Genomic DNA, 25658 nt, shown 5'->3' with positions numbered 1-25658 from the left:
TCATTCGTGCAGCCGGGTGGCGCGTGCCTCCAGGTAGCGGCGTTCCGGCAGGTTCGTCGCGCGCCGCGCCGCCGCTTCGTACGCCTCAAGGGCCGCTCGACGGTCGCCCGCCAGTTCCAGCAGATGCGCGCGTACCGCCAGCAGGCGATGGCTGCCCGCGAGACGCTCGTCGGAGTCCAGCGTGGCCAGCAACTCCAAGCCGCGGCGCGGGCCGTGCGCCATGGCCAGCGCCACCGCCTTGTTGAGCCGCACCACCGGATTGGGCCAGACCTGCTCCAGCAGGTCGTAGAGGACGAGGATCTGCGGCCAGTCGGTGTCCTCGGCGCGCTCTGCCTCGTCGTGCAGCGCCGCAATCGCCGCCTGCAACTGGTACGGCCCGATGGGTGCGTTGCTCAGCGTCCCGGTCACCAGGTGGACGCCCTCGGCGATCTGGTCCTGATTCCACCTGGACCGGTCCTGGTCGGCCAGCGCGATCAGGGCTCCGTCCGGGCCGGTACGCGCCGGACTGCGCGCGTCGGTCAGCAGCATGAGCGCGAGCAGCCCGGCCACCTCGCCGTCGTCGGGCAGCAGCCGGTGGATCTCCCGGGTGAGCCGGATCGCCTCGCGGGTCAGGTCGGGTCGCCGCAGATCGGGACCGGAGGTGGCCGTGTAACCCTCGTTGAAGATCAGGTAGAGCACGTGACGGACCACCCGCAGCCGCTCGTGCAGGTCCGGGCCGGTCGGCATCTGGAAGGTCGCGCCGGCCGCCTTGATCTGCCGCTTGGCCCGGCTGATCCGCTGGCTCATGGTCGCGTCCGGCACCATGAACGCGCTGGCGATCTGGGCCGTCGTGAGACCGCCGACAGCCCGCAGCGTCAGCGCCATCTGCGCGGGCCGCGACAGCGCCGGATGGCAGCACAGCAGCAGCAGGATGAGCGTGTCGTCGCCGTGCGGCAGGTCGTCACCCGGACCGGCGGCGACGAACTCGTCCCGGGGCGTCAACGCGGCCGAGTTGACCTCCCGCTTCTGGCGGGCGGCCTCACTGCGGCGCAGATCGGTCAGCCGGCGACTGGCCACTGTGATCAACCACGCCAACGGGAAGTCGGGCATGCCCTGCTCCGGCCATTGCACCACGGCCGCGAGCAGCGCCTCCTGCACCGCGTCCTCGCAGGCATCGAAGTCGCCGTACCGCCGGACGAGAACGCTGAGGACCTGCGGCACGAGACCGCGCAGCAGATCCTGCACAGTTAACTCTCCATACCCGACAGATCCGCCAGCGGCCGCAGTTCCACCGTGCCGTAGCGCGAGTCGGGCAGCCGGGAGGCGATCTCGATCGCCCGCTCCTCGCTCGCGACGTCGATCAGGAAGAACCCGGCCAGGTGCTCCTTGGCGTCGGCGAACGGGCCATCGGTCACCGTCAGCTGCTCGTCGCGTACGCGCAGCGCCTTGCTCGTGGACGGCGCGTCGAGCGCGGCCGACTCGATCAGCTCACCCGACTGCTCGATCTCCGTCAGCAGCGCGCCGAACTCCTTGAGCCGGGTCGCCTGCGCCTCGGGCTCCAACTGCTCACGTTGGTGGAGGAACATCGGGTGCGCCCACTTGGTCGGGTTGCTGTGGATCAGGACGACATACTTCATGGTTCACCCTCGGGGTCCGGCGCCCGCACGGCGCCTCTCGTAAGGTAAGTCGAAGTGAAGAGGCCGATGTCGACATCCCGGCAGCTCGCACTCCAGGCGGGCCGGCAACTGAGCCAGGCTAGAACATCGCCCCGGAGCGGACAACGACGCCACGCGGGTCGATGGATGCCGGCGTACGGCACCGGTCACGTCGAAATCCCGCGTCCGGCACCGACTCACTTGTGAGACGGGAATTCGGATGGAAGGGAAGGGCATATGGGTCTGCCTACAGTTGTCGACCGGGAGGAGTGGCTGGTCGCCCGCAAGGCGCTGCTGGCCACCGAGGCCGCGGCGAACGAGGCGCGGCGCGCCGCCACCGCCGAGCGGCAGCGACTGCCCATGGTCCGCGTGGACAAGAAGTACGTCTTCGAGGGGCCGCAGGGCACCGTGAGCCTGGCCGACATGTTCGAAGGTCGACGCCAGCTGATCGTCTACCACATGATGTTCGACCCGGCCTGGGAAGAAGGCTGCCGGTTCTGCTCGCTGCTGATGGACAACGTCGGCCACCCCGCCCACCTGCACGCACGCAACACGACCTTCGCCATCGTGTCCCGGGCGCCGCTGGCCAAGCTGCTGCGGCACCGCGAGCGCATGGGCTGGCCGCTGCCGTGGTACTCGTCGTTCGACTCGGACTTCAACTACGACTTCCACGTCACCCTCGACGAGGCGGTCGCCCCGGTCGAATACAACTACAAGGACAAGGCCACCCTGCTCGCCGAGGGAATGGACTTCTTCACCGAGGGCGAACAGGGCGCGGTCAGCGTCTTCCTGCGCGACGGCGAGGACGTCTTCCACACCTACTCGTCCTACGGGTGGGAGAACGACATCCTGCACAACACGTTCAACTACCTGGACCTCACGCCGCTGGGCCGGCAGATGGAGGGGCCCGGCAGCGTGGCGATCCGCCTGCACGACCGGTACCCGAGCTGATCCGCCGACAGCGTCCGGTGGCCGACCGTACGGCCGGCCACCGGACGCGGCGGACGTGCTCAACCCCGGTCGCGCCAGTCGGTCTTCGGCTCGCGGCGCAACTCGTGGCGCAGCGCCGTGACGATCGACGGGTACGCCGGACTCCAGCCCAGCAGGTGCCGGGTCTTCACCGCGGATACCTCCTGATCCAGACGGAACAGGCCGGCGAGGACGGCTATCTCCGCCGGCGGCTCCTCGTCGAGCGGCCAGGAGATGGTCTTGCCGCCGCCGATCACGTCGGCGATGGCGTCGACCTCGATGCTCTCGGCGACCCCGTGCCAGTAGGTGCCCGGTGCGGCCTTCGCGGCCATCGCCACGTACAACCAGGCAAGATCTTCGACGTGTACGGCGGCCCAGCGCACACCCGGCTCGCCGATGTACACCCCCGCACCGACCCGGTCACGCAACGGGATCCACATGTCGCCCACCACACCGCCGCCGTTGCCGTAGATGAGACCGGGCCGTACGACGATGCCACCGCCCTCGACGGCGCGCCGTTCCACCGTGTCCCGCCAGCAGACGAACGGGTGCGGCGTCGGGAGGGTGTCCTCGGCGCGGTAGCCCTCGCCGGAGACGTCCGATCCGGAGGTGTGGATCAGCGGTACGCCCGAGGCGAGCAACGCGTCGATCGCGGCCAGATCCCGGTCCTCGTCCAGCGGAGGGCCGAGGTTGACGACCAGGTCGAAGCCCTGGGCCGCCCGGGTCAGTGACGCCGGATCGGTCAGGTCGCCCGGCACGGTGGGGTAGCGGGCCGGGACCTTCGTGCCGCCGGGCCGCTGCAGGCCGGTGACCTGGTATCCGGACTGCACGAAAGCGCGGGCGGTGTGGGTGCCGACATACCCGGCGGCACCGATGATCAGCACTTTCGCCGGCGGATGGATGCCCGCCCCGACCTGGACCTCGAATTCCGACATGTCGTCCCCCTCTTCTCGGGAATGATTTCCATGGCTCGATGTCGGCCGATACCGCCCAGGCGAGTGTGGACAGTTGTCTCCAGAGATCAATGCTCTAGCGGAAAGCGCCGCCGAAGCTTCCTTCATCGTGCTCGATATTCCCTGGTCACAAGGCTTTTCTGAGCGGCGGCGTGGCTACAGTGAGGTGGCGAGCGTCGTTGACCGCGTGGTCCGGCGCCGCCCGTCGATTGCCTCGCGTGGACCTCCTAACGTTCCGGGGCGCGGCGTGCGGCACTGATCCGTCCGTTAAGGAGTGTTGAATGGTTCCGTACCGCATCGAAATCCCGCAGGAAGCCCTCGACGACCTGGACCGACGGCTGGCCGCTACGCGCTGGCCGGCGGAGATGCCAGGCGTGGGGTGGGAGCGCGGCGTGCCCGCCGACTACCTGCGTGAGCTGGTCGAATACTGGCGCACCAGCTACGACTGGCGGGCCGCCGAAGCCGAGTTGAACCAGGTACCGCAGTTCACCACCGAGATCGACGGCGCCAACATCCACTACGTGCACGTGCGCTCCCCGGAGCCGGACGCGACGCCGATGATCATCACGCACGGTTGGCCCGGGTCGTTCGTGGAGTATCTCGACGTGATCGGTCCGCTGACCGATCCGCGGGCGCACGGCGGCAACCCCGAGGACGCGTTTCACCTGGTGATCCCGACGTTGCCAGGGTTCGGGTTGTCGGGTCCGTTGCGTGAGCCGGGGTGGAGCATGCCGCGAGTGGCCGGAGCGTGGGCGCAGTTGATGGCCCGGTTGGGTTATGACCGGTACGTGGCTCAGGGTGGGGACTTCGGGTCCTGGGTCACCGTCATGCTGGCGGGCATGGACCACGAGCATGTGCTCGGCGGCCACCTGAACTTCCTCCCCACCCCGCCCAGCGACGACCCGGCAGACATGGCGGCGCTCACCGAGGTGGAACTGGGCCGGCTGAGCAAGCTCGGGCGCTTCGCCACCGAGCAGGCCGGCTACATGCACATCCAGTCGACCCGGCCGCAGACGTTGGGGTACGGCCTGACGGATTCGCCGGTGGGGCAGTTGGCCTGGATCGTGGAGAAGTTCAAGGACTGGACCGACTCGGCCAAGGTCCCCGAGGACGCTGTCGACCGGGACCGGATGCTGACAAACGTGATGCTGTACTGGTTGACCTCGACCGGGGCCTCGTCGGCGCACTTCTACTACGAGAACGCGGCACTGCTGCCCATCGCCACCACCCCGCCGCCCCCGCCCCCGCCGCTGCCCACGCCGTTCGGCATCGCAGTGTTCCAGCACGACCCGGGCCAGCCGATCCGGCGCTTCGCCGAGCGCGGGCTGCCGAACATCGTGCAGTGGAGCGAGTACGACCGCGGCGGCCACTTCCCGGCGATGGAGGTCCCGGATCTGTTCGTCGGCGACCTACGCGCCTTCGCCGCCACAATCCGCCGCTGAGGTCGCAGACGCGGGCGGGAGCCGGCCCGGCATTGTCCCGCCCGCAGTGCGTCCAGCAGTTCGCTCGTCGGCAGTCCCTGGGCGGCTCGGCCCTGCACCGAGCCGCCCAGCACCGCAGCCACCGGGAGAGCGCGGTGCCCACTCCCGACCCTGGTGATCGAGTCCACAGTGGCCAGCGAACGCCTGTGTCAGCGGGCGGGCTCGGCGGTACCGTCGGGGCGTGGAGCGCAAGGAGTTGATCTCCCTACTTGCCGACGAGAGCCCAGTCAACAAGGCGTGCCGTGAAGCCCTTGAGCGAGGGGCGCCCTTCCACATCCGGGACGAAGCGATGGGATTGGTTCCCGCAAACAACCTTGCGTCCACGTATCGGGCGCGGGAGGCAATCACCAGGGATCGGGGCATCCCGACCCTCGGTTTCGCGGCAGCCGTCGAGGCACTGCACGCGCTCGGTGAACAGCCAGTACGACTTGGCGGCGTGACACAGCTCGACCCTCCCTACTACTTCCAGCTCTTTCTGACAGCCGACGCGACGTCAGTGCTCACCTGCATCGGCGTGAACCAGAAACATCAACAGCCGATACGCCAGCAGCACGAAGGGAGCGAAGGTGGCCGGGTCGTCAAGCATCCACCTGATGCTAGGCGTGGGCAGACCCTAGGCTGACGCCTATGTCGCGGAGCATGCTGTGATCGACCTGGGCGGGCAGAATCACCAGCCGGCCGAGTCGGGAACCGGCACCTCTGACCGGCCGATGGCCAGGCGGAAGATGACCCTGCGCCTAGTCGCTGCGTTGGTGGTCGGCGTCGTGCTTGGCGGTTTCGGTGTCAGCGAGCTGCGCGACTCGCGTGATCTGCGGGAGCGGAACGCAGTGGTCGCGCTCGTGGCCCTACCTCAGTCGGCCAACTACGGAGGCTCGGCCGCCCAGGGATCGGTCCAACTGTCTGGGCAGTTGTTGTTGATCAATGCTGGCCCCGCGCCGATCACGGTTCGGGGGGTTCAGGCAGAGGGGCCGGGCGTCGCGGTACGCAGCACAGGACAACCCCGGCTGTTGCCCCCTGGCGGCACAGGTCAACTCCTGGTCGAGCTGCGGTTCGAGTGCGCGGTCGCATTCCAGCCGGAGCCGTTGTCGCTACGGTTTTCGGTGGAGACCGATGACAGGCAAGTCAGAGAGGCCACCCACCCCGTCGCTCTCGTAGGAAGCGCCTGGGAACGTGATGCTCAGCGCATGTGTGAGCTGCACACAGCCAGGGCGGGCCTGGTCTCGTAGCGGCGAACAACGAAGCGGATCTCGGGGTACGGGCCGCCTCCGTACTCAGGGGTGCCGCCACCAAGATGCCGCCGTCTTCCAGCAACCCCGTACAGCGTCGACCTCCTCGCCGGTCGGAATCGTCTCGGCCTCGGCGATCGACGGGTGGGTCGTGACCTCATGTTGAGGTCTGCGACCTGGCTGGGCGGACCAAGCTGTTGACCTGTGGTGGTGAGGGTGCGCCCGGCAGGATTCGAACCTGCGGCCTTGGGATTAGAAGTCCCCTGCTCTATCCGCTGAGCTACGGGCGCGCCGTGGTAGTGCGCGAGAAGGGTACCGCCGCCGGGGCCTCGCGCGGCGGAATGGGTGGCCGGGTCAGCGTTGCACGCGTCGTGGCGGCGTGCACCCGGTTACTCGTGGCTGCCGGCGGGGTTCAGGCGGTCGCGTCGGCCTGCTCGGGGTCGTCCGCCTTGCGGTTGCCCGACGGTGCGGGGCGTGGGTCGGGCACGGGCGGGTCGGTCGGCGTCGGTCCGGCGCCGAGGAAGGCGTCGGCCCAGCGTCCGACCTCGGCGAATACCTTTTCGCGTACGGCGGGGCCGGAGAGCGTCAGGTCGTGCAGGCCGCCGTCGAAGCGGGCCAGGGTGATGTGCGGGCCGAGGCGGGGTGCCCAGCGGACCATGTGTTCGACGTCGAGTACGGCGTCGGCGAGGGTGGCCGACTCGTGCCATTTGGTGCTGCGGAACGAACGGGTCGAGCAGGCGAGCAGCACCGGCACCTGGATGTCGAGTCCGGCCCGCAGGCGGCGTTGGCCGGTGCGGATGGCGTCGAGCCAGCCGGCCCGCACGGGGAACCCGGCGAGCGGCTTCCAGGCCAGGTCGTACGTCCATTCGCCGCGATGGTCGGCGTGGAGGCTCTCGCCGTACACGGTGCCCAGGCTGAACGGAAGGATCCGCTGCGGCGCCCGGCGGCCCAGGCGCGCGACGGCGGCCGCGAGGGGCCGACGCACCAGCCAGGGGGCGTTGAGGTCGAAGAAGGGGCTGTTGAGGACGATGCCGTCGACCAGGCCGGCGTCGCGGCGGTCGTGTGCCCAGAGCGAGACGATCAGGCCGCCGGTGGAGTGGCCCATGGCCAGCACGGTGTCGTGCCCGTCCTCGGTGCGGATGATCTCGGCGGCGGCGTCCAGTTCGGGGAAGTAGTCGCCGAGGTCGCAGCAGAAGTTGGGGGTCTGGTGCGGTAGCAGGCTGCGGCCGTACTTGCGCAGGTCGAGGGCGTAGAAGTCCCACCCTCGGGCGGCGAAGAAGTCCGCCACGTGGGTCTGGAAGAAGTAGTCGACGAAGCCGTGCACGTACAGCACGGCCCGCCGGCTCGGGCGCTCGGCCCGGCGGCGGACCAGGGTCGCGACCACCGGGCCTTCGTCGTCGCTGCCCAGGTCGATGGTGTGCCGTTCGTACGGCGGTCCCAGCAGGTCCGGTTCCACGGTGCCGACGGTACGCCGACCACCTACCGGGTGGTAGCCCCGCCCCGCCCGCACCTGGCGGGCGGGGCTCACCTCGGGCTGTCCGGACGCACCGGCGAGACTTCGCTCACCTGTCGTCGCTGGTGGCCCCCGCGCCGGTCAACTCCTCGGCCGGCACGCCCGGTGCGGGCGGCGGGGCGACCCGCAGGTGCTTGTTGTTGCGCGGCTCCTGCCGGGTCTTCGCGTCGTTGAGTTTGCGGCGCAGGTCGTCGCGGACGTCGTTGAGCGCGGCGCGCAGATCCTGCTCGGACGAGGTGGTGACGATCTTCTCCCAGCCCGCGATCCGGCACTCCAGGGTGACCCGCTGACCCTTGGCTTCCCGGTCCTTGATCGAAAGTTCGAGGTCGGTCGCGTCGGCGTCGAAGGTGGCCAGGCGGGCGTCGAGGGTGGCGAACTGCTCGACGATCCAGTTCCGGTCGGCCTGCGAGAAGCCGGCGTTGAGCCGGAGGCACTTCGCCACGGTAGCCGGGTTGGTGCTCATCGCCGCACCTCACCGGGGACGTGGGCGGAACGGCTGACGGTCATCCTCATGATCGCTGACCTTTCGTCGACGGCGCGGTCGGGGAGATCACTACCCCGCCGGGAGTCATCCGGAACGTTGTCGTTGTCTCGATCATTGCCCGGTCGGGCGGGTGGGTGACAGGGCCGACCGGCCTACCACACCGGGACCTTGATCAGGCACTTTTCCACAGGCGCTCGCCTTGTCCACAGATCCGTCGCGCGGGGCTGCCGGAGAACGGGCACCGGGCGCAGGCTCGGTGGCGAGTCGGCTCACAGTGAGCCCCCGACCCCCGCTGGAGGGGCGATGTTCGATACCTATGTCACGATCGTCGGCAACGTGCTGACCGCGCCGGAGTGGCGACGTACGACCCAGAGCAACACCCTGGTGGCCAACTTCAAGGTCGCCTCCACCGCTCGCCGCCTCGACCGGGACAGCGGCCGGTGGGTCGACGGCAACAGCCTGCGCGTACGGGTGAACTGCTGGCGCAAGCTCGCCGAGGGGGTGGCCGCCTCGGTGATGGTCGGCGATCCGGTGGTCGTCTGCGGGCGGCTCTACACCCGCGACTGGACCGACGAGGCGGGCAACCACCGCACCCTGTACGAGTTGGAGGCGGTCGCCGTCGGTCACGACCTGTCCCGGGGGCGCGGCCGCTTCCTGCGTAACCGGCCGAGCCTGAGCACAAGTGCCGTCTCCGACGCCGAGGCCGAGCAGCGGGTGCACGGCGAGCCGACCGAGCCGGTGCCGGACTCCGAGGCGCCGGCCCGACCCGACCTCGGCGGGCTCGACGACGAGTTCGAGCTGCCCGACCTGGGGTCCGACGAGTACGCCGCCAGCCCGGGCACGAGGCCCGGCAGCGGGGCGTACCGGCAGGTGGGCGGGGACGAGCCCTTCCCGTCCGACCCGTTCGACGGCGCGGAGCCGGCGGAGACCTCCGACGAGCTGGCCCCGCTCGCCGCCGAGGCCGTCGGGTCGAACGCTGGCGGGTCGGACGTGGGCGGGTCGGACGCCGGCGGATCGGCGGCGGGCCGGTTCGAGGGTGGCGAGGCCGCGGTCGAGTCGCTGGGGCGTCCGGAGGAATCGGGGGCGGGCGCCGAGGTGACCGGACGCGGACGACGCGGCCGTGGGCGGCAGCCGCAGCCGGTGTGACCGACTGCCCGGGGACGGCGGCCGGCTGGTCCTCGCGAGCCCTGCCGGGAGGCCGGCAGGGCCGAGCTGGATCGAGCCGGTCGACGTGCCGGGCTCGGCTAGGCTGCCGGCCGGAGGTGGTGTGGTGCAGCACGCGGGTGCGGTGGCGAACGCGGCAGGACTGGTCGCCGGATATGCGCTCGACGCGCTGTTCGGCGACCCCCGACGCGGGCATCCGGTCGCCGGCTTCGGCCGGGCCGCCGCCGCCCTGGAACGCCGCCTCTACCGGCCCGACCGGCTGGCCGGGGCTGCCTTCACCGCGCTCGCCGTGAGCGCGCCGGTGCTCGTCGGGGCGGCGGCCGCGTTCGCCACCCGACGCCGGCCGGTGGCCCGCGCGACGCTTGTCGCCGCCGGCACGTGGGCGGTGCTCGGCGGCCGCAGCCTGCGCCACGAGGCGAAGGCGATGGGTCGCGAACTGCGCTCCGGTGACGTGCCGGCCGCCCGGCACCGGCTCGGCAACCTCTGCGGGCGCGATCCGTCGACGCTTGACGAGCCGGAGCTGGCGCGGGCCACCGTCGAGTCCGTCGCGGAGAACACCTCGGATGCCGTGGTGGCCCCACTGGTCTGGGGCGCGGTGGCCGGGCTGCCGGGGCTGCTCGGCTACCGGGCGGCGAACACCCTGGACGCGATGGTCGGGCACCGTAACGCCCGCTATGACCGGTTCGGCACGCCGGCCGCGCGCCTGGACGACCTGCTCAACCTGGTGCCGGCGCGACTGACCGGCCTGCTGACCGTCGCCCTCGCCCCGGTCGGGCACGGTGACCGGGAGCAGGCCTGGCGGGTGTGGCGGCGGGACCGCGCCGACCACCCGAGCCCCAACGCCGGGCAGTGCGAGGCGGCGATGGCCGGGGCGCTGGGCGTACGGCTGGGCGGACGCAACGTCTACTTCGGCCGCTCGGAGGCGCGTCCTTTCCTCGGTGACGGGCCACGCCCTGAGGCACGCCACCTGTCCCGGGCCGCCCGGATCTCCGGCGCGGTCGGGCTGGCGGCACTCGGGCTCGCCGCCGTCTACCCGCTGACCGTCGGCCGCTTGACCACAGCCGTCACCCGCCGGGCCATCGGGACCGGTGCCCTCATTGCCATCCGGTCGACATCCGCCCGATCGATTGCCGCGCGATTGACGCGTGACCGCTCCGGGGCGGCGGGAGCGGGTGTCGTCGGGTCGGGTGCTGTCGCGGCCGGGCGCGGGCGATGAGCGGGGGTCTGCTGGTCGCCGGGACGACCTCGGATGCCGGCAAGAGCGTGCTGACCGCCGGCATCTGCCGGTGGCTGCACCGCGAGGGCGTCAAGGTCGCGCCGTTCAAGGCACAGAACATGTCAAACAACTCGGCCGTCGTCGTCGGTCCGGACGGCCGGGGCGGCGAGATCGGGCGGGCGCAGGCGATGCAGGCCGCGGCCTGCGGAATCGCCCCGGATCTGCGGTTCAACCCGGTGCTGCTCAAGCCGGGCAGCGATCTGTCCAGCCAGGTGGTGCTCTTGGGCGAGGCGGTCGACACGCTGACCGCCGACACGTTCACGTCGCTGCGTCCCCGGCTGGCCGAGACCGCCTACGCCGCGCTGAGCGAGCTGCGGTCGGCGTACGACGTGGTGGTCTGCGAGGGGGCCGGCAGTCCCGCGGAGATCAACCTGCGCGACGGCGACTACGTCAACATGGGCCTGGCCCGGCAGGCCGGGCTGCCGACGATCGTGGTCGGCGACATCGACCGGGGTGGGGTGTTCGCCGCCATGTTCGGCACCCTCGCCCTGCTCGACCCCGCGGACCAGGCACTGATCGCCGGTTTCGTGGTCAACAAGTTCCGCGGTGACCGTGGGCTGCTCGAACCAGGGCTGGCGATGCTGAGCCAGGTCACCGGGCGCCCGACGTACGGGGTCCTGCCCTGGGCGGTGGACCTGTGGTTGGACGCGGAGGATTCGCTCGCCTACGGCCGGGTGCTCGGCCGACCCGCCGCCCCGCACGGCACCGAATGGCTCGACGTCGCAGTGGTGCGGTTGCCCCGGGTCTCCAACGCCACCGACGTCGAAGCGCTCGCTACCGAACCCGGGGTACGGGTGCGGTTGACCGTCGAGCCGGCCGAACTTGCCGCCGCCGACCTGGTCGTGCTGCCCGGCTCCAAGTCGACAGTGGCGGACCTGGCCTGGCTGCGGGAGACCGGCCTCGCCGACGTGATCACCGCGCACGTCGCTGCGGGCCGCCCGCTGCTGGGCATCTGCGGCGGCTTCCAGATGCTCGCCCGAGCCATCCACGACCCGGTGGAGAGCCGGCGCGGCAGCGTGTCCGGCCTCGGTCTGCTGCCCATCGAGATCACCTTCGATCCGCGCAAGACGGTCCGGGCGGCGACCGGCACGTTCTCCGATGACCTGCCGGTAGGCGGGTACGAGATCCACCACGGGTACGTCTCGGCCGCCGATCCGACGCTGACCCCGCTGCTGCGCTACCTCGACGGCGTCGGCGAAGGAGCCGTCCACGGGGTCGTGCACGGCACCCACTGGCACGGTGCCTTCGAGTCCGACGAGTTCCGCCGCTGGTTCCTCACAAGGGTGTCCCGCCTCGCCGGGCGTACCGGATTCCGGGTCGCCCCGGACACGTCCTTCGCCGCCGCCCGGAACCGCACCCTCGATCTGCTCGGCGACCTGGTCGAGGAGCATCTGGACACGGCCGCCCTGCGGCGGCTGATCGAGTCCGGCCCACCCATCGACCTGCCGTTCGTGCCGCCCGGCGCCCCGCGCTGACGGGTTGCCGGCGACGCAGGACGCGGGCGACGGCCGGAGCCGGCCACCGACCGCGTCGGCGTCCGGATGCCGGACCGATCAGAGGCGTACGTCGGCCGGGCGATCGGAGAAGGGGAGGCCCGCGGCACGCCAGGCGTCCACGCCGCCGATCATGTCGGTCGCCCGGTGCAGGCCGAGGGCGCGCAGGCTGGCTGCGGCGAGGCTGGAGCTGTAGCCCTGGCGGCACACCACGACGACCTCGATGTCGTACCCGGTGGCTTCGGGGATGCGCCAGTCGCTGGCCGGATCGAGCCGCCACTCCAGCACCGTCCGGTCGATCACCAGGACGCCGGGCAGGTCACCCTGCTCCCGTCGCTGCATGTCGGTACGGGTGTCGATCACGAGCGCGCCGCGGGCGGCGGCCTGCACCGTTTCCTGCGGGGTCAACCGGTTCATGCCCGCGCGGGCCTGCTCCAGCAACGCCTCGACGCCGGGACTCATCACGGAATGGGACACGACCCGATCGTGCCTTCTGGCCTGCCGATTCACGGCCGGAAGCGGTGTGGGACAACACGAACGGTAACGTCCGTGCCCGTGGTTGCGGTCTTTGCGGCGTACGCCGAACTGGCGCGCCGGGTGCTGCGGCGGCCGGCGCGGTTGGGGCGTACCCGGTTGGTGGCGGTCGACGGTCCCAGCGGTGCGGGCAAGACGGCCTTCGCGGCGCGGCTGGCCGACGCCTTCGCCGCCACCGACGTGGGCCGCCCGCCGGTGGTGCACACCGACGACCTGCTCGACGGATGGGACGATCAGCTCACCTTCTGGCGCCGCCTGGAGGCCTCGGTGCTGGCGCCGGTGCGTGCCGGCCAGGCCGGTGCCTGCCAGCGGTACAGCTGGGTGCGGCGGGCGTTCCTGCCCAACCCGGTGCCGGTGCCGGCGGCGCCGGTGCTGATCGTGGAGGGGGTCAGCGCGGCCCGCGCCGAGGCGGCGGCCGACCTGAGCCTGGCGGTCTTCGTCACCGCGCCGCAGTCGCTGCGGCTGACCAGGGCGGTGACCCGCGACGGCCCGGGAATCCTGCCCGAGCTGCGCCGGTGGCACCTCGGCGAGCAGGAGCACTTCCGCGCCGACGGCACGCAGGCCCGAGCCGACCTCATCGTCGACGGTGCACCCACGCTGCCGCACGACGTCGACCGCTACTACCTGCGAATGGCGGCGGGCTGAGCTGCGATTCAGGTCGCACGGCACCGGATGCGGCGATGTGGCCGCCGGCGTCGGGTAAGGCCGGAATACGATGCCGGTCATGACCACACCGATCATGACGGAGGCCGAGCTGCGGGCCGCTGTGCAGCGGGAACTGCCTGGTGTACGGGCGGACCTGGAGCGCCTGGTCCGGATCCCCGGCATCGCCTTCGAGGGCTTCGACCACACGCACGTGGAACGCTCCGCCGAAGCGGTGGCCGAACTGTTGCGCGGCTGCGGACTCGACGTGGAGATCGTGCGGGCCGGTGGGCAGCCGGCGGTGATCGGGCGCAGGGCAGCGCCACCCGGCGCGCCCACGGTCATGCTCTACGCCCACCACGACGTGCAGCCCGTCGGCGATCGGGCGCTGTGGCAGTCCGACCCGTTCGAGCCGGTCGAGCGCGACGGCCGGCTGTACGGGCGGGGTGCCGCCGACGACAAGGCCGGCATCATGGCGCACATCGCCGCGCTGCGCGCCTTCGGCGATCGGCTTCCGGTCGGGGTGGTGCTGTTCATCGAGGGCGAGGAGGAGTACGGCTCCGAGTCGCTGGAGCGGTTGCTCGCCGCGCACCGCGACACGATCGCCTCGGACGTGATCGTGGTCGCCGACTCCACGAACTGGGACATCGGCGTGCCGGGGCTGACCACCTCGCTGCGCGGCCTGGTCAACTGCTTCGTCGAGGTACGCACCCTGGAGCAGGCCGTGCACAGCGGTATGTTCGGCGGGCCGGTGCCGGACGCCTTGACCACTCTGGTCCGACTGCTGGCCACCCTGCACGACGACGCGGGCAACGTCGCGGTCGACGGGTTGACCCAGGGCGTAGGCGCCACCGTCGACTACCCCGAGGAGCGGTTCCGTGCCGAGGCGGGCGTGCTGGAGGGGGTGCAGTTGATCGGTACCGGTCGGATCACCGACCGGATCTGGACCAAGCCGGCGCTCGCCGTGCTCGGCATCGACTCCCCGGCCACCGGCGAGGCGCCCAACGCGTTGGTGCCGACCGCCAAGGCCAAGTTGAGCGTACGGCTGGCGCCGGGCGACGACCCGACCAAGGCGTACGCGGCGCTGCGCGAACACCTGCACCGGCATGCCCCCTGGGGTGCGCAGGTCGAGGTCAGCTTCGAGCACGACGGGGCGCCGTGTGTCATCGACTCGACCGGCCCGATGTTCGACGCCGCCCGGTCGGCCTTCCGGGCTGCCTGGGACGGCACCGACGCGGTGGACATCGGCCTCGGTGGCTCGATCCCGTTCATCGCCACCCTGCGGGAGATGTTCCCGCAGGCGGCGATCCTGGTGACCGGTGTGGAGGATCCGCACGCCCGGGCGCACGGGCCGAACGAGAGCCTGCACCTGGGCGAGTTCGCCCGGGTCTGCCTTGCCGAGGCGTTGCTGCTGGCCAAGGTGGCCGAGGTGGGTCGCGGCTGAACCCGTAACTTCGCACGAATGGTGGCCGTTTCCGGTGTGTCGGACGCGGGGCTGTTGTAGCCTCTCGAACATGCGTACGAACGAGGAGATGGCCCGCCTGGGGGCCGCCGTCAGCGCTCTGGGAGACATCGACGTCTCCGCGTGGCCCGAGGACACGCTCAAGGAACAGCTCGCGGAGCTTTCCGCCGCCCTGGTCGCCCTGGACGCGTCGCTGTCCCGCATCGCCGAGGGGGTCCGTGCCCGCGGCCTGCGCGTGGAGGAACCGGTCCCGGCCTGACACCAGCGCTCCTGGCGTGCGTTGTCGGAGGTGGCTGGCAGGATTGGGGCGTGCGATTCCTCGACCTGGCTGCCACCTCCGCAGCCGTCGCCGCGACCAGCGGCCGGCGGGCGAAGGTCGAGTTGCTCGCCGAGGCGTTGCGCCGGCTCGATCCGGTCGAGATCGCGGCGGGAGCCGGCTGGCTCGCCGGTGAGCTGCGCCAGCGGCAGACCGGTGTCGGCTGGGCCGGCTTGCGTGACCTGCCGCCACCGGCGGCGGAGCCGACCCTGACCGTCGGTGCGGTCGACGCGGCCATCGACGCGATCGCCGCGGTGCACGGCAGCGGATCACAGGCCCGTCGCCGTGCCCTGGTGCACAGTCTTTACGCGGCGGCCACCGCCGACGAGCAGCGGCTGCTCACCGGGCTGTTCCTCGGCGAGCTGCGTCACGGCGCTCAGGCGGGGCTGCTCGCCGACGCGATCGCCCGCGCCGCCGGGGTGCCGGTCGCCGCCGTACGCCGCGCGTTGCTGCTCGCCGGTGACCTGCGTGAGGTGGCGGTGGCCGCGCTCGCCGGTGGCGCTGCCGCCCTGGCCGGGTTCGGGCTGCGGGTCGGGCGGCCACTCGCGCCGATGCTGGCCCAGAGCGCGTCCTCGGTCGACGAGGCGTTGGCCGCCACGGGCACCCCCGCCGTGGTCGACGTCAAGCTCGACGGCATCCGCATCCAGGTGCACCGCAGCGGGTCGGACATCGCCGTGTTCACCCGCAGCCTGGACGACATCACCGCCCGGGTGCCCGAGGTGGTCGCCGCGGTGCGGGCCCTGCCGGCCCGGGAGCTGGTCCTCGACGGCGAGGCCATCGGCCTGGACGAGACGGGCCGACCCCTGCCCTTCCAGCAGACCTCCAGCGCCGCCGCCCGACGCGGCGGGTCAGCCGGTGCCCGGTCCACAGGCGGGCCGACCGCTGCCGCGCCGGTCGCCCCGGCGGTGCGCGCCGCCGCCGCGAGCACCGGCACGACGGTGCTCACGCCCTACTTCTTCGACCTGCTGCATCTGGACGGCACGGATCTGATCGACGCGCCGGGCCGCGAGCGGTGGGCGGTGCTGCGCGGCACGGTCGACGCCGGGTTGCTGGTGGGGCGGATGGAGGTGGACGAGCCGCAGCGGGCCGGCGAGGCCTTCGCCGCCGCGCTCGACGCCGGCCAGGAAGGTGTCGTGGTCAAGGCACCCGACGCGCCGTACGAAGCGGGCCGGCGCGGCGCGGCGTGGATTAAGGTCAAGCCTCGGCACACCCTGGATCTGGTCGTGCTCGCCGTCGAGTGGGGCAGTGGCCGTCGCACCGGCTGGCTGTCCAACCTGCACCTGGGGGCGCGTGATCCGCGCACCGGCGAGTTCGTGATGCTGGGCAAGACCTTCAAGGGGCTCACCGACGACCTGCTGCGCTGGCAGACCGAACGCTTCCTAGGCCTGGCGGTGGAGCGGGGCGACTGGGTGGTGCGGGTCCGCCCCGAGCAGGTGGTGGAGATCGCCTTCGACGGCGTGCAGACCAGTTCGCGCTATCCCGGTGGGGTGGCGCTGCGCTTCGCGCGGGTGGTGCGGTACCGCGAGGACAAGTCCGCCGCCGAGGCCGACACGATCGACACCGTTCGCGCCATCCACGCCGGCCGCCCACCGGCCGCGCCATCGCCGTAGCGGCGGGCCGTCGGGTCCGCGGCGGTCAGGCGGGGGAGGGGTCGGCGGCGCGGTCGCGGGGTCGGTCGTCGGTCACCCCGGCCAGGCGGCGGGCCTCCCGGCGGGCGATCCAGCCGAAGCCGACCACGGTCATCGCCCCGAAGATCCACCACTGTACGACGTAGCCCAGGTTCTGCCAGTTGTTGGCGTGCCCCACCGGCACCGCCTTGAACACCGGATCGGCGGCCGGGGTCTGCTCGTCGAGCAGCACGTACCCCCCGTGCAGCGGGTACGGCAGTTGAGGGGCGAGCTGGGGCAGCGAGATCCGACGGCTTTCCAGCTGGCCGTCGCGGCGGGACACCTTGGCGTCGCCGCTCTCGCTCGCGCGTATCCGGCCCTCGACTGTCACGTCGCCGGCCGGGGTGGCCGGCATCTCCGGCTGGGCCAGCGCGCCACCCGGGGCCGGCGGGATCCAACCCCGGTCCACAAGTACGGCCGTGCCGTCGGTCAGCACCAGCGGGGTGAGCACCTCGAAGCCGACCTTGCTGTCGACCGTACGACCCCGGACCAGCACGATGTTGTCGGTGTCGTACCGCCCGGTCAGGGTGACCCGGGTGTAGGTCCGTTCCTCGGCCGGTGGTGGTCCGATCGTGCCGGGACCGCCGGTCGGCGCGGCCAGCGCCTCACGCAGCGGCACCGCCGCCATCTGCAGGCCGGCGTCGATCTGTTCGTTGATCGCGGTGCGGCCCCGGTAGCGGTCCAGCTGCCAGTTGCCCAGCAGCACCATCACCGTGGCGGCGACCAGAGTCAGCGCGAGGATGCCCAGCCAGCGCGGCGTCAGCAGGAACCGGTACACGCCACGAGGCTACCCGGTGGGTCATCGCCACCGTGCCGCGCCGCCGGCTGTGGTGGCGCAGCGTACCCGGGCGGTGGGCGGGGCGTGGGCCGGCCGGGACGCCGGAATGGGAGGGGTACCGGTCGGTGCGTGCCAGTAGTCCGGTTCGGCTATCGTCACGCGGGCGGAGCGCGCCGACCCCTCGGCACGCCCGTCCGTTCGCGAGGAGTCGATGATGACCGTCGTGCCGCGTCTGGTGTTCAGCGCCCCCTCGTCCGGGCACGGCAAGAACGCAGTGGCGATCGGCCTGCTCGCTGCGTTCGCCGAACAGGGGCTCGACGTGGCCGGCTTCAAGATCGGCCCGGATCAGGTCGACGCGGCGTACCTCGGTCTGGCCTGCGGCCGTCCCGGGCGCAGTCTGGACGCGCGGCTGGTCGGCTCCGAACGGCTCGCCCCGTTGCTGCTGCACGGTGCCGCCGACGCCGACCTCGCGGTCGTGCAGGGCAGCATGGGCCTCTACGACAGTCTCAGTGGCCGGGGCGACACCGAGTCCACGGCCGCGGTGGCCACCGCGTTGCGCAGCCCGGTCGTCCTGGTGGTCGACGTCGCCGCGATGGGGCAGTCGGTGGCGGCGCTGGTGCACGGGTTCCGGGCGTACGACGAGCAGCTGTGGATCGGTGGGGTGATCCTCAACCGGGTCGCCTCCTCGCGGCACGAGGCGCTGCTGCGCGAGGCGCTCGACGACATCGGCGTACCTGTCTACGGCGCGCTGCGCCGGCAGGACCTGCCACCGGTGCTGCCGTCCCGACGGCACGCAGTGGTGCCGGTGGTCACCGGTGCCGGCGAGGCCACCCGGGCGGTCCGGCGACTCGGCGAGGCGGTGGCCGCCACCGTCGACCTGGAACGACTGCTCGGCCTGGCCCGCTCCGCCCCGGCGCTGGGCATGCCGGCCTGGTCACCGCAGCCGGCGGCGGCCGACGACACGGCGGCCGTGGATCGGGCACGCCCGGTCATCGCGGTGGCCGGCGGACCTGGTGGCACCTTCAGCCACGTCGAGACCGTCGAGTTGCTGCGAGCGGCGGGGGCGGACGTGGTGACGGTCAACCCGTTCACCGACGAGGCACTGCCGGCCGGTACCCGGGCGCTTGTGGTCGGTGGTGCCCTGCCCGAGTCGTACGTCGAGCAGCTCTCCGCCAACCGGCGGCTCTGCATCGCGGTCGCCGAGCTGGCCCGTACCGGCCGACCGGTGGTGGCCGAGGGGGCCGGTCTGCTCTGGCTGGCCCGGGAGGTGGACGGGCTGCCCATGTGTGGCGTGCTCGACGCCATCGGCAGCCTCCGCGACGGACTGGTGGTCGGTTACCGGGAGGCGACCGCCCAGAGCGACAGCGTGATCGCGGTTCGCGGTGAGGTGGTCGTCGGGCACAAGGAGCACCAGGGTGTGCTCTCCCCGCGAGGTGGCCAACGTCCGGCCTGGAGTTGGGCCGGTGGTGCCCCGGAGGGGTTCGTCTGGCGTGGCGTGCACGCCTCGCAACTGGTCCCGCACTGGGCGGCGTACCCGCACCTGGCGACCCGGTTGGTGGCCGCCGCGACCGCCGACCCCGACGCCGCCCCGAACGCTGCGCCGGCCGTTGTGCTCGGCCCGCCCGCCGCGAGCGGGTCATCCGGCGTCCCGAGCGGCTCGGACGGCCCGGCGCCCGCCTCGGACGCCGGGCCGGTGGTCAGCCGACTATCCGGTCCGACGGTGGAGTGAAGTCCCGCACCGGTTTGCCCTTGAGCGCGTCGCGGAGCGTGTTCGCGACCGCCGCGATCGGGATCTGCGACTGGCCGTCACCCACCGCGTTGAACGGGTTGTCCGGGTCGGAGATGAAGCTCGCCGCCGCCAGTTCCGGGGTGTAGCCGACGAACCAGGCCGACCGGGTGCTGTCCGTGGTACCGGTCTTGCCGGCCACCGGGCGACCCACCGTGCCCCGTACGCTGTCCGCGGTCGACCAGCCGCCGCAGCCACCCTTGGCCGGGGTGTCACCGGTCGGGCAGCGGGCGGCGTCGGTGGCGGCCCGGGCGGCATCCGCGCTGACCACCTGGCGGCAGCGGGGCTTGGCGACCTCCCGTTCGATGCCGCCGGGAGTCTTGAAGGTCGCCGGGGTGCCATCCCGGTTGTAGATCGCGGACACCGGCATCGCCTCGCAGTACCGCCCGTCGGCGGCGACGGCGGCGTACGCGTTGGCCATCTCCAGCGGGGTGGCGTCGGAGACACCCAGGGTGAACGCACCCCACTTGTTGGCCTTCGACGGCGAGGCGTGGTCCCGGTCCACGTCGGTACGCCAGCGCAGCCCCAACTGCTCGGCGAGCCGGACCGCCCGCTCCGCGCCGACCTGTTCCTCCAGCCAGACGAAGTAGGTGTTCACCGACTTGCCGAAACCGGACCACATGGTCTGCATGCCGCTCATCGCGCCGCTGGCGTTCGACGGCTGCCACCCGTCGTAGATCTCCGACCGGTACGAGTGTGGTGCGTTGAAGGTGGTGTTCAGGGTCATGCCGGCGTCCAACGCGGCCAGCATGGGGAACATCTTGAACGTCGATCCGGCCTGGTAGCCGGGCAGGTCGCCGCCGCCCATCAGGGGTGCCACCGTGTTGGGGTAGTTGGCCCGCACGTTCGGACCCGCCTCCGGGTTGGAGCTGAGCGGGTTCTCGTTGACCTGCAGCGAGTAGGTGCGGTTCACCGCCATCGCCTTGACCCGCCCGGTGCCCGGCTCGGCGACCACGATGCCGTTGGCGAACGGGCTGCCGGTGTTGCCCTTGGTGCCCACGTTCTCCTCGGCCGCCGCCTGGATCTTCGGGTCCATGCTGAGCACGATCCGGTAGCCGCCGCGCCGCAGCTTGTCCAACCGGTCCAGCCGGTTGTCGCCGAAGGCCGGCTGCGCGCTCCACCAGTTCTTCAGGTAGTCGCAGAGGAAGCCCCAGCTGTTCCACTCCTCCGGCACCGAGGCGCAGTCGTTCGGCGGGTAGGTCAGCCGCAGCCGGATCGGCTCGGTCTTCGCCGCCGCGACCGAGTCCGGGGACAGGTAACCGAGCCGGGCCATGTTGTCCAGCACGTAGTTGCGTCGTGCGGTGGCCTCCTTCTGGTCCGAGCTTGCCGGGTCGTACTGCGAGGGCGACTTCACCAGGCCGGCGAGGGTGGCCGCCTCGACGGGCGTGAGTTCCTTCGGCGTCTTGGAGAAGAAGATCTCGCTGGCGGCGTAGATGCCGTACGCCCGGTGCCCGAAGTACGCCGAGTTGAGGTAGCGCTCGAGGATGTCCTCCTTGCTCAACTCCTTCTCCAGGTCGACCGCCATCCGCATCTCCTTGACCTTGCGGATCGGGGTCTGCGCGGTGGCCTCCTGCACCTCCTTCGGGGTGCTCGCGCTGTCCCGCAGCGCCATCCGCACGTACTGCATGGTCAGGGTCGAGGCGCCCTGGGAGACGCCACTGGACTTGGCGTTGGCCACGAAGGCCCGGGCGACGCCCTTCGGGTCGACGCCGTGGTGCCGGTAGAAGCGGTTGTCCTCGGCAGCCACGATCGCCTGCTGCATGTGCGGCGAGATGTCCGACAGCTTGGTGTACTGCCGGTACTCCTCGAAGAACATGGTCAGCACGGTCTTGCCGTCGGGCGCGTAGAGGTAGGAGGTCTCGGCGGGCAGGGCGGTGGCCAGCAGTCGGGTCTTGCTCTCCACGGCGTGCGCGGTGGCCTTGGCGCCGACGCCGGTCAGGGCGACCACGGGGTACGCCACGGCGGCGACGACGATGCCGGCGATCAGCCCGGCACGGAGGAGAGGAACGAAACGACCAGCGGCAGCAAGGGGTCGGTTGCTCACACCGATAAGTTATGACATTTCCGAATCATCCATGAGAAATACTCATGAAGTGATCGGTGGTGATGCGGCCCACCCCTCGCGCTGCTGTCACCCGTGCCTCCTTCCCGGCAGGATCGCGGACATGCACGCACCGCTGACCCCGGCGACCCGGTCGACCGCCGAGCCGGACCTCACCCATCACGGTGACGCGGAGGTGGGCGCGGGGCTGGTCGACCTCGCCGTCAACGTACGGCGCGCGCCGATGCCGGACTGGCTGGCCGAACCGATCACGGCGTCGCTCGCCGACCTGGCCGGGTACCCGGACCCGGAACCCGCGCGAGCCGCCGTCGCCGCCCGACACGGTCGGCCACCGGCCGAGGTGCTGCTGACCGCCGGTGCCGCCGAAGGGTTCGTGCTGCTCGCCCAGGCGCTGCGCGGCATCCGCCGACCGGTGGTGGTCCACCCGCAGTTCACCGAGCCGGAGGCCGCGCTGCGGGCGGCCGGGCACCAGGTGCAGCGGGTGCTGCTCGACCCGGCGGACGACTTCCGCCTGCACCCGGATGCGATCCCCGCCGACGCCGACCTGGTCATGATCGGCAACCCGACCAACCCCACCTCCGTGCTGCATCCCGCCGCCGACCTGGCCACTCTGGCCCGGCCGGGACGCGTGCTCGTGGTCGACGAGGCGTTCGCCGACGCCACCGCCGCCCCCGGACACCCCGGCGAGCCCGAATCCCTGGCGGCCCGTCGGGACCTGCCCGGACTGGTGGTCGTCCGCAGCCTCACCAAGACCTGGGGGCTGGCCGGACTGCGGATCGGCTACCTGCTCGGTGAGGCGGAGCTGCTGCACCGGCTGGCGGCCGTACAGCCCCTCTGGGCGGTATCCACGCCGGCCCTGGCCGCCGCGACCGCCTGCGCCGGCCCCACCGCGGTCCAGGCCGAGCGCGCCATCGCCGCGCAACTCGCCGCCGACCGCGACCACCTGGTCACCCGCCTGTCGGCCCTGCCCGGGGTACGCGTCGTCGGGCGTCCGGCCAGCGCGTTCGTCCTGATCCACCGGCCGGGCGCGGACCGGATCCGCGCCGCGCTACGCGAGCATGGTTGGGCGGTACGCCGCGGCGACACCTTCCCCGGCCTCGGCCCGGACTGGCTGCGGATCGCGGTGCGGGACCGGGCCTGCACCGACGTGTTCATCAAGGTGTTGGCGGAGATTCTGGAGGCATGATGCTGGAGACCACGATCGCGGCGATCGGCCCGCTCGACGGGGCGGCGATGAGCACGGCGCGGCAGTTGCAGACCCGGCTGACCAAGCCCGCCGGCTCGCTCGGCCTCCTGGAGGAGCTGTCCGTACGCCTCGCCGGCCTGGCCGGCACCTGCCCGCCACCGCTGCCGAGCCCGGCGGCCGTGGCCATCTTCGCCGGTGACCACGGCGTACACGCCCAGCGGGTGACCCCCTGGCCGCAGGAGGTCACCGTCCAGATGGTCGGCAACTTCCTGGCCGGCGGCGCGGTGGTCAACGCCTTCGCCCGGCAGGCAGGCGCCACGGTGACCGTGGTCGACGTCGGCGTGGCCACCCCCCTGTCCACCTCCGACGACCACCCGCCGACGGGCGACGCTCCCGTCGCTGCACCGGGTGGGGTCAGGGGTCACGGCCGCGTCGACGTGCCCCGGCTGGTCGACGCCAACGTCCGGCGGGGTACCCGGGACATGACCGTCACCGCCGCGCTCACCCGTGACGAGGCGAGGTCCGCCGTGGAGGTCGGCATCCGCATCGCCGGGGAACTGATCGACGGCGGGGCGGCCCTGCTGGTCACCGGCGACATGGGGATCGCCAACACCACCCCGGCCGCCGCGCTGATCGCCGCGTTCACCGGAGTCGACGCCGCCGAGGCGACCGGCCGGGGCACCGGCGTGGACGACCCGACCTACCAGCACAAGATCGAGGTTGTCCGAGCCGCGCTGCTGCGCCACACACCCGACCCGACAGATCCGCTCGGGGTGCTGGCCGCCGTGGGCGGACTGGAACACGCCGCGCTGACCGGGCTGCTGCTCGGTGCCGCCGCTCGTCGCGTACCGGTGCTGTTGGACGGGGTGATCGCGGTCTCCGCCGCGCTGGCCGCCGCGGCCCTCGCCCCCGACGCGGTCGGCGCGATGATCGCCGGTCACCGCTCCGCCGAGCCGGGTGCCACCGTGGCGCTGCGGCAACTCGGCCTCACCCCGCTGATCGACCTGGGCCTGCGGCTCGGCGAAGGCACCGGCGCGCTGCTCGCCCTGCCCGTGGTCACCGGCGCCGTCCGGGTGCTGCACGAGGTGGCCACCTTCGACTCCGCCGGGGTGGCGGAGAAGTGACAAGCCCGTACCCTCTCGGACTCCGACTGGCCGGCCGACGGGTCGTCGTGGTGGGCGGGGGAGCCGTGGCCACCCGGCGGGTACCGGCGTTGCTCGACGCGGGCGCGGACGTGCTGCTGGTGGCCCCGGAGATCAGTCCGGCGATGCAGGCCCACGCCGACGCCGACCGACTGCGCTGGATACCCCGCCGGTTCCACCCCGACGACCTGGACGACGCCTGGCTCGTCCACGTCGCGATCGACGACCCGGACGCCGCCGCCGCCGTCAGCGCCGCCGCCGCACAGCGCCGCATCTTCTGCGTACGCGCCGACGACCGCGAGGCAGCGACCGCCTGGACCCCGGCGGTGACCCGGCACGGCCCGGTCACCGTGGCCGTCCTCGGCGGCGGCGACCCCCGCCGCGCGATGACCGTCCGCGACGCCATCCGCACCCTCCTGCGTGAAAGGAAGGGCACCCTGTTAACGCCTGCGGTAGAGCAGGGGACCCCTGTTAACACTCCGACCGGTGCACCCGGCCGAGTAGCTCTGGTGGGTGCCGGGCCGGGCGACCCGGAACTGGTCACAGTCCGTGGTTGGCGGCTGCTCACCGAAGCTGACGTGGTGGTCGCCGACCGGCTGGTGCCCGGCCTGCTCCTCGACGAACTGCGTACCGGCGTGGAACTGGTGGACGCCTCGAAGATCCCGTACGGCCCGGCCCGCACCCAGGAGGAGATCAACCGGATCCTGGTCGACCGGGCGCTGGCCGGTGCCTTCGTGGTCCGCCTCAAGGGCGGTGACCCGTACGTCTTCGGACGCGGCGGCGAAGAGCTGCTGGCCTGCGCGGCAGCCGGCGTGCCGGTGACCGTGGTGCCCGGCGTGACCAGCTCCATCGCCGCCCCGGCAGCAGCCGGTATCCCGGTCACCCATCGAGCGGTGGCGCACGAGTTCACCGTGGTCTCCGGCCACGTCGCACCCGACTCGGCGGCCTCGCTGGTGCGCTGGGACGCGCTGGCCGCCCTGCGCGGCACCCTGGTGATCCTGATGGGGCTGAAGAACCTGCCGGCGATCACCGCCACCCTGCTGCGGCACGGTCGCCCGGCGGACACTCCTGCGGCTGTGGTCCAGGAGGCCACCACCGGGGCACAGCGAACCCTCCGCTCCACGCTGGGTGAGGTGGCCGGGGATGTGGCGGCTGCGGGGGTACGTCCGCCGGCGGTTGTGGTGGTGGGGGATGTGGTCGGGGTTCTTCCCAGCCTTTGATCGTGCCCGGTTCGTGTCCGGCTCTGTGGGGGTGGTTGCGGTGGAGGGCTGGGGCGACCGTGCCCGGCTTCGGGCGGTCAGGCTTGATCCCTACGCCGGGCACGGTCGCCCCAGCCCGACCCGGTCGACCTTCGCTCGAACCCCGTGGGTGTTGTCGGGGTAGGTGGGTAGACGCCGTTTGGCCGGCACCCAGGTTCGGGTGCCGGCCATACGGTTCTTGCTCCCCCTGTGGAGGAATGTCTTTGGGGTCAGCTGTTCCAGTACTTGGCGACCAGGTCAGCGGCCTGCTGCTCCCACTGGGCGTAGTGATCCGGGTACGCCGACACCTGCACCGTCTGCGCGGCCTTGGTCAGCGGCATGTCCTGCCAACCGTCAACCTGCTTGAGGCCCTTCAGGAACGCGGTGGTCGAGTACTCGGGATCGGTGATCTGCTCCACCGTGCCCCAACCACTGGACGGACGCTGCTGGAACAAGCCCTGCGAGTCATGGTCGTTACGGTCACCCAGGTGGCCGAGGTTCTCCAACTTCGACTCCTGCAACGCGGTGGCGATGGAGACGACCGCGGCACGCTCGTCCATGCCGGCCTTCTTCGTGGCGGCGATGATCGCCTTCGTGTTCGCCACCTGCTCATCGTTCAGATCGATACGCGACTGCGCACCCTGCACACCAT

At 71.9% G+C, this 25658-nt stretch carries 23 protein-coding genes, 1 tRNA gene and 1 pseudogene; 15 read left to right on the top strand and 10 right to left on the bottom strand.

The features are described from left to right. Both EG812_RS25370 and EG812_RS25365 read right to left on the bottom strand, forming a co-directional pair. Positions 1-1224, bottom strand: a complete 1224-nt coding sequence (locus EG812_RS25370) for an RNA polymerase sigma factor (protein ID WP_126713034.1) — start codon at positions 1222-1224, stop codon at positions 1-3. A 2-nt stretch (positions 1225-1226) separates the two neighbouring features. Further along, on the bottom strand, positions 1227-1616 hold the full coding sequence (locus EG812_RS25365) for a YciI family protein (protein ID WP_013735525.1): 390 nt from the start codon (positions 1614-1616) through the stop codon (positions 1227-1229). A 255-nt stretch (positions 1617-1871) separates the two neighbouring features. Between EG812_RS25365 and EG812_RS25360 the strand changes: the two genes are divergently transcribed. Further along, on the top strand, positions 1872-2585 hold the full coding sequence (locus EG812_RS25360) for a DUF899 domain-containing protein (protein ID WP_126713033.1): 714 nt from the start codon (positions 1872-1874) through the stop codon (positions 2583-2585). A gap of 59 nt (positions 2586-2644) precedes the next feature. Here EG812_RS25360 and EG812_RS25355 read toward each other — a convergent pair whose 3' ends face one another. After that, positions 2645-3538 carry an NAD-dependent epimerase/dehydratase family protein gene (locus EG812_RS25355; RefSeq protein ID WP_126713032.1) on the bottom strand — a complete coding sequence of 298 codons (894 nt, stop codon included), beginning with the start codon at positions 3536-3538 and terminating at the stop codon, positions 2645-2647. A 299-nt stretch (positions 3539-3837) separates the two neighbouring features. Between EG812_RS25355 and EG812_RS25350 the strand changes: the two genes are divergently transcribed. The 3 genes from EG812_RS25350 (at position 3838) to EG812_RS25340 (ending at position 6263) form a co-directional block, all read left to right on the top strand. Next, entirely contained in the window at positions 3838-4998 is a 1161-nt protein-coding gene (locus tag EG812_RS25350) for an epoxide hydrolase family protein (protein WP_126713031.1), read from the top strand. A gap of 220 nt (positions 4999-5218) precedes the next feature. Beyond that, the gene (locus tag EG812_RS25345) at positions 5219-5659 is read left to right on the top strand and encodes a hypothetical protein (RefSeq protein WP_126713030.1); all 441 of its coding nucleotides are present in this window, start codon (positions 5219-5221) and stop codon (positions 5657-5659) included. A gap of 22 nt (positions 5660-5681) precedes the next feature. After that, positions 5682-6263 (top strand): hypothetical protein, encoded by a 582-nt coding sequence (locus EG812_RS25340; protein WP_126713029.1) that lies wholly within the window; start codon positions 5682-5684, stop codon positions 6261-6263. A 217-nt stretch (positions 6264-6480) separates the two neighbouring features. On the opposite strand, the gene EG812_RS25335 is transcribed toward EG812_RS25340, so the two are convergent. From EG812_RS25335 to EG812_RS25325, 3 genes are all read right to left on the bottom strand, one after another. Continuing rightward, a tRNA-Arg gene (locus tag EG812_RS25335) sits at positions 6481-6553 on the bottom strand. 122 nt (positions 6554-6675) lie between these two features. After that, positions 6676-7719 (bottom strand): alpha/beta hydrolase, encoded by a 1044-nt coding sequence (locus EG812_RS25330; protein WP_199743951.1) that lies wholly within the window; start codon positions 7717-7719, stop codon positions 6676-6678. 106 nt (positions 7720-7825) lie between these two features. Beyond that, positions 7826-8239, bottom strand: a complete 414-nt coding sequence (locus EG812_RS25325; protein ID WP_013735504.1) for an HPF/RaiA family ribosome-associated protein — start codon at positions 8237-8239, stop codon at positions 7826-7828. 324 nt (positions 8240-8563) lie between these two features. On the opposite strand from EG812_RS25325, the gene EG812_RS25320 reads away from it, so the two are divergent. The 3 genes from EG812_RS25320 to EG812_RS25310 all read left to right on the top strand — a co-directional run bounded on the left by EG812_RS25320 (position 8564) and on the right by EG812_RS25310 (position 12175). After that, entirely contained in the window at positions 8564-9406 is an 843-nt protein-coding gene (locus tag EG812_RS25320) for a single-stranded DNA-binding protein (RefSeq protein ID WP_126713028.1), read from the top strand. A 124-nt stretch (positions 9407-9530) separates the two neighbouring features. Beyond that, a complete protein-coding gene (locus tag EG812_RS25315) occupies positions 9531-10640 on the top strand; it encodes a cobalamin biosynthesis protein (protein ID WP_233579630.1) in 1110 nt (369 codons plus the stop codon). Then, positions 10637-12175: a cobyric acid synthase gene (locus EG812_RS25310; RefSeq protein WP_126713026.1), complete on the top strand. Its 1539-nt coding sequence runs from the start codon at positions 10637-10639 to the stop codon at positions 12173-12175. Before EG812_RS25315 ends, EG812_RS25310 begins: the two co-directional genes overlap by 4 nt. A 78-nt stretch (positions 12176-12253) precedes the next feature. Here EG812_RS25310 and EG812_RS25305 read toward each other — a convergent pair whose 3' ends face one another. Beyond that, the gene (locus EG812_RS25305) at positions 12254-12655 is read right to left on the bottom strand and encodes a rhodanese-like domain-containing protein (protein WP_043721742.1); all 402 of its coding nucleotides are present in this window, start codon (positions 12653-12655) and stop codon (positions 12254-12256) included. 6 nt (positions 12656-12661) lie between these two features. On the opposite strand from EG812_RS25305, the pseudogene EG812_RS25300 reads away from it, so the two are divergent. The 4 genes and pseudogenes from EG812_RS25300 to EG812_RS25285 all read left to right on the top strand — a co-directional run. Beyond that, positions 12662-13468, top strand: a pseudogene (locus EG812_RS25300) (uridine kinase family protein); the annotation flags it as partial. Beyond that, positions 13467-14813, top strand: a complete 1347-nt coding sequence (locus tag EG812_RS25295) for a dipeptidase (RefSeq protein ID WP_169804629.1) — start codon at positions 13467-13469, stop codon at positions 14811-14813. The pseudogene EG812_RS25300 and the gene EG812_RS25295, both read left to right, overlap by 2 nt. 70 nt (positions 14814-14883) lie before the next feature. Continuing rightward, entirely contained in the window at positions 14884-15090 is a 207-nt protein-coding gene (locus EG812_RS25290) for a hypothetical protein (RefSeq protein ID WP_043721739.1), read from the top strand. 50 nt (positions 15091-15140) lie between these two features. Further along, positions 15141-16757 (top strand): ATP-dependent DNA ligase, encoded by a 1617-nt coding sequence (locus EG812_RS25285; protein ID WP_013735496.1) that lies wholly within the window; start codon positions 15141-15143, stop codon positions 16755-16757. A gap of 25 nt (positions 16758-16782) precedes the next feature. Here EG812_RS25285 and EG812_RS25280 read toward each other — a convergent pair whose 3' ends face one another. Then, positions 16783-17592 (bottom strand): SURF1 family cytochrome oxidase biogenesis protein, encoded by an 810-nt coding sequence (locus tag EG812_RS25280; RefSeq protein ID WP_013735495.1) that lies wholly within the window; start codon positions 17590-17592, stop codon positions 16783-16785. Positions 17593-17806: 214 nt separating this feature from the next. Here EG812_RS25280 and EG812_RS25275 point away from each other — a divergent pair, with 214 nt between their 5' ends. Then, the gene (locus EG812_RS25275; protein WP_013735494.1) at positions 17807-19321 is read left to right on the top strand and encodes a cobyrinic acid a,c-diamide synthase CobB; all 1515 of its coding nucleotides are present in this window, start codon (positions 17807-17809) and stop codon (positions 19319-19321) included. Here the strand turns inward: EG812_RS25275 and EG812_RS25270 are convergent. Further along, positions 19290-21422 carry a transglycosylase domain-containing protein gene (locus EG812_RS25270; protein WP_126713024.1) on the bottom strand — a complete coding sequence of 711 codons (2133 nt, stop codon included), beginning with the start codon at positions 21420-21422 and terminating at the stop codon, positions 19290-19292. The genes EG812_RS25275 and EG812_RS25270 overlap by 32 nt on opposite strands. Positions 21423-21543: 121 nt before the next feature. Between EG812_RS25270 and cobC the strand changes: the two genes are divergently transcribed. Genes cobC through cobA form a run of 3 tightly spaced genes read left to right on the top strand, consistent with a single transcriptional unit; the run spans position 21544 to position 24988 of the window. Next, positions 21544-22626 carry an Rv2231c family histidinol phosphate aminotransferase CobC gene (gene cobC, locus EG812_RS25265; protein ID WP_126713023.1) on the top strand — a complete coding sequence of 361 codons (1083 nt, stop codon included), beginning with the start codon at positions 21544-21546 and terminating at the stop codon, positions 22624-22626. Then, positions 22626-23750 (top strand): nicotinate-nucleotide--dimethylbenzimidazole phosphoribosyltransferase, encoded by a 1125-nt coding sequence (cobT, locus tag EG812_RS25260; protein ID WP_199743954.1) that lies wholly within the window; start codon positions 22626-22628, stop codon positions 23748-23750. Before cobC ends, cobT begins: the two co-directional genes overlap by 1 nt. After that, the gene (gene cobA, locus EG812_RS25255) at positions 23747-24988 is read left to right on the top strand and encodes a uroporphyrinogen-III C-methyltransferase (protein WP_126713021.1); all 1242 of its coding nucleotides are present in this window, start codon (positions 23747-23749) and stop codon (positions 24986-24988) included. Before cobT ends, cobA begins: the two co-directional genes overlap by 4 nt. Positions 24989-25236: 248 nt before the next feature. Here cobA and EG812_RS25250 read toward each other — a convergent pair. Next, a partial coding sequence (locus EG812_RS25250) for a hypothetical protein (RefSeq protein WP_126713020.1) occupies positions 25237-25658 on the bottom strand: 422 nt, incomplete at its 5' end.

The sequence above is a fragment of the Verrucosispora sp. FIM060022 genome, from assembly GCF_003977705.1.
Lineage (GTDB): Bacteria > Actinomycetota > Actinomycetes > Mycobacteriales > Micromonosporaceae > Micromonospora > Micromonospora gifhornensis.
This window is presented reverse-complemented; position numbering and strand designations above follow the sequence as displayed.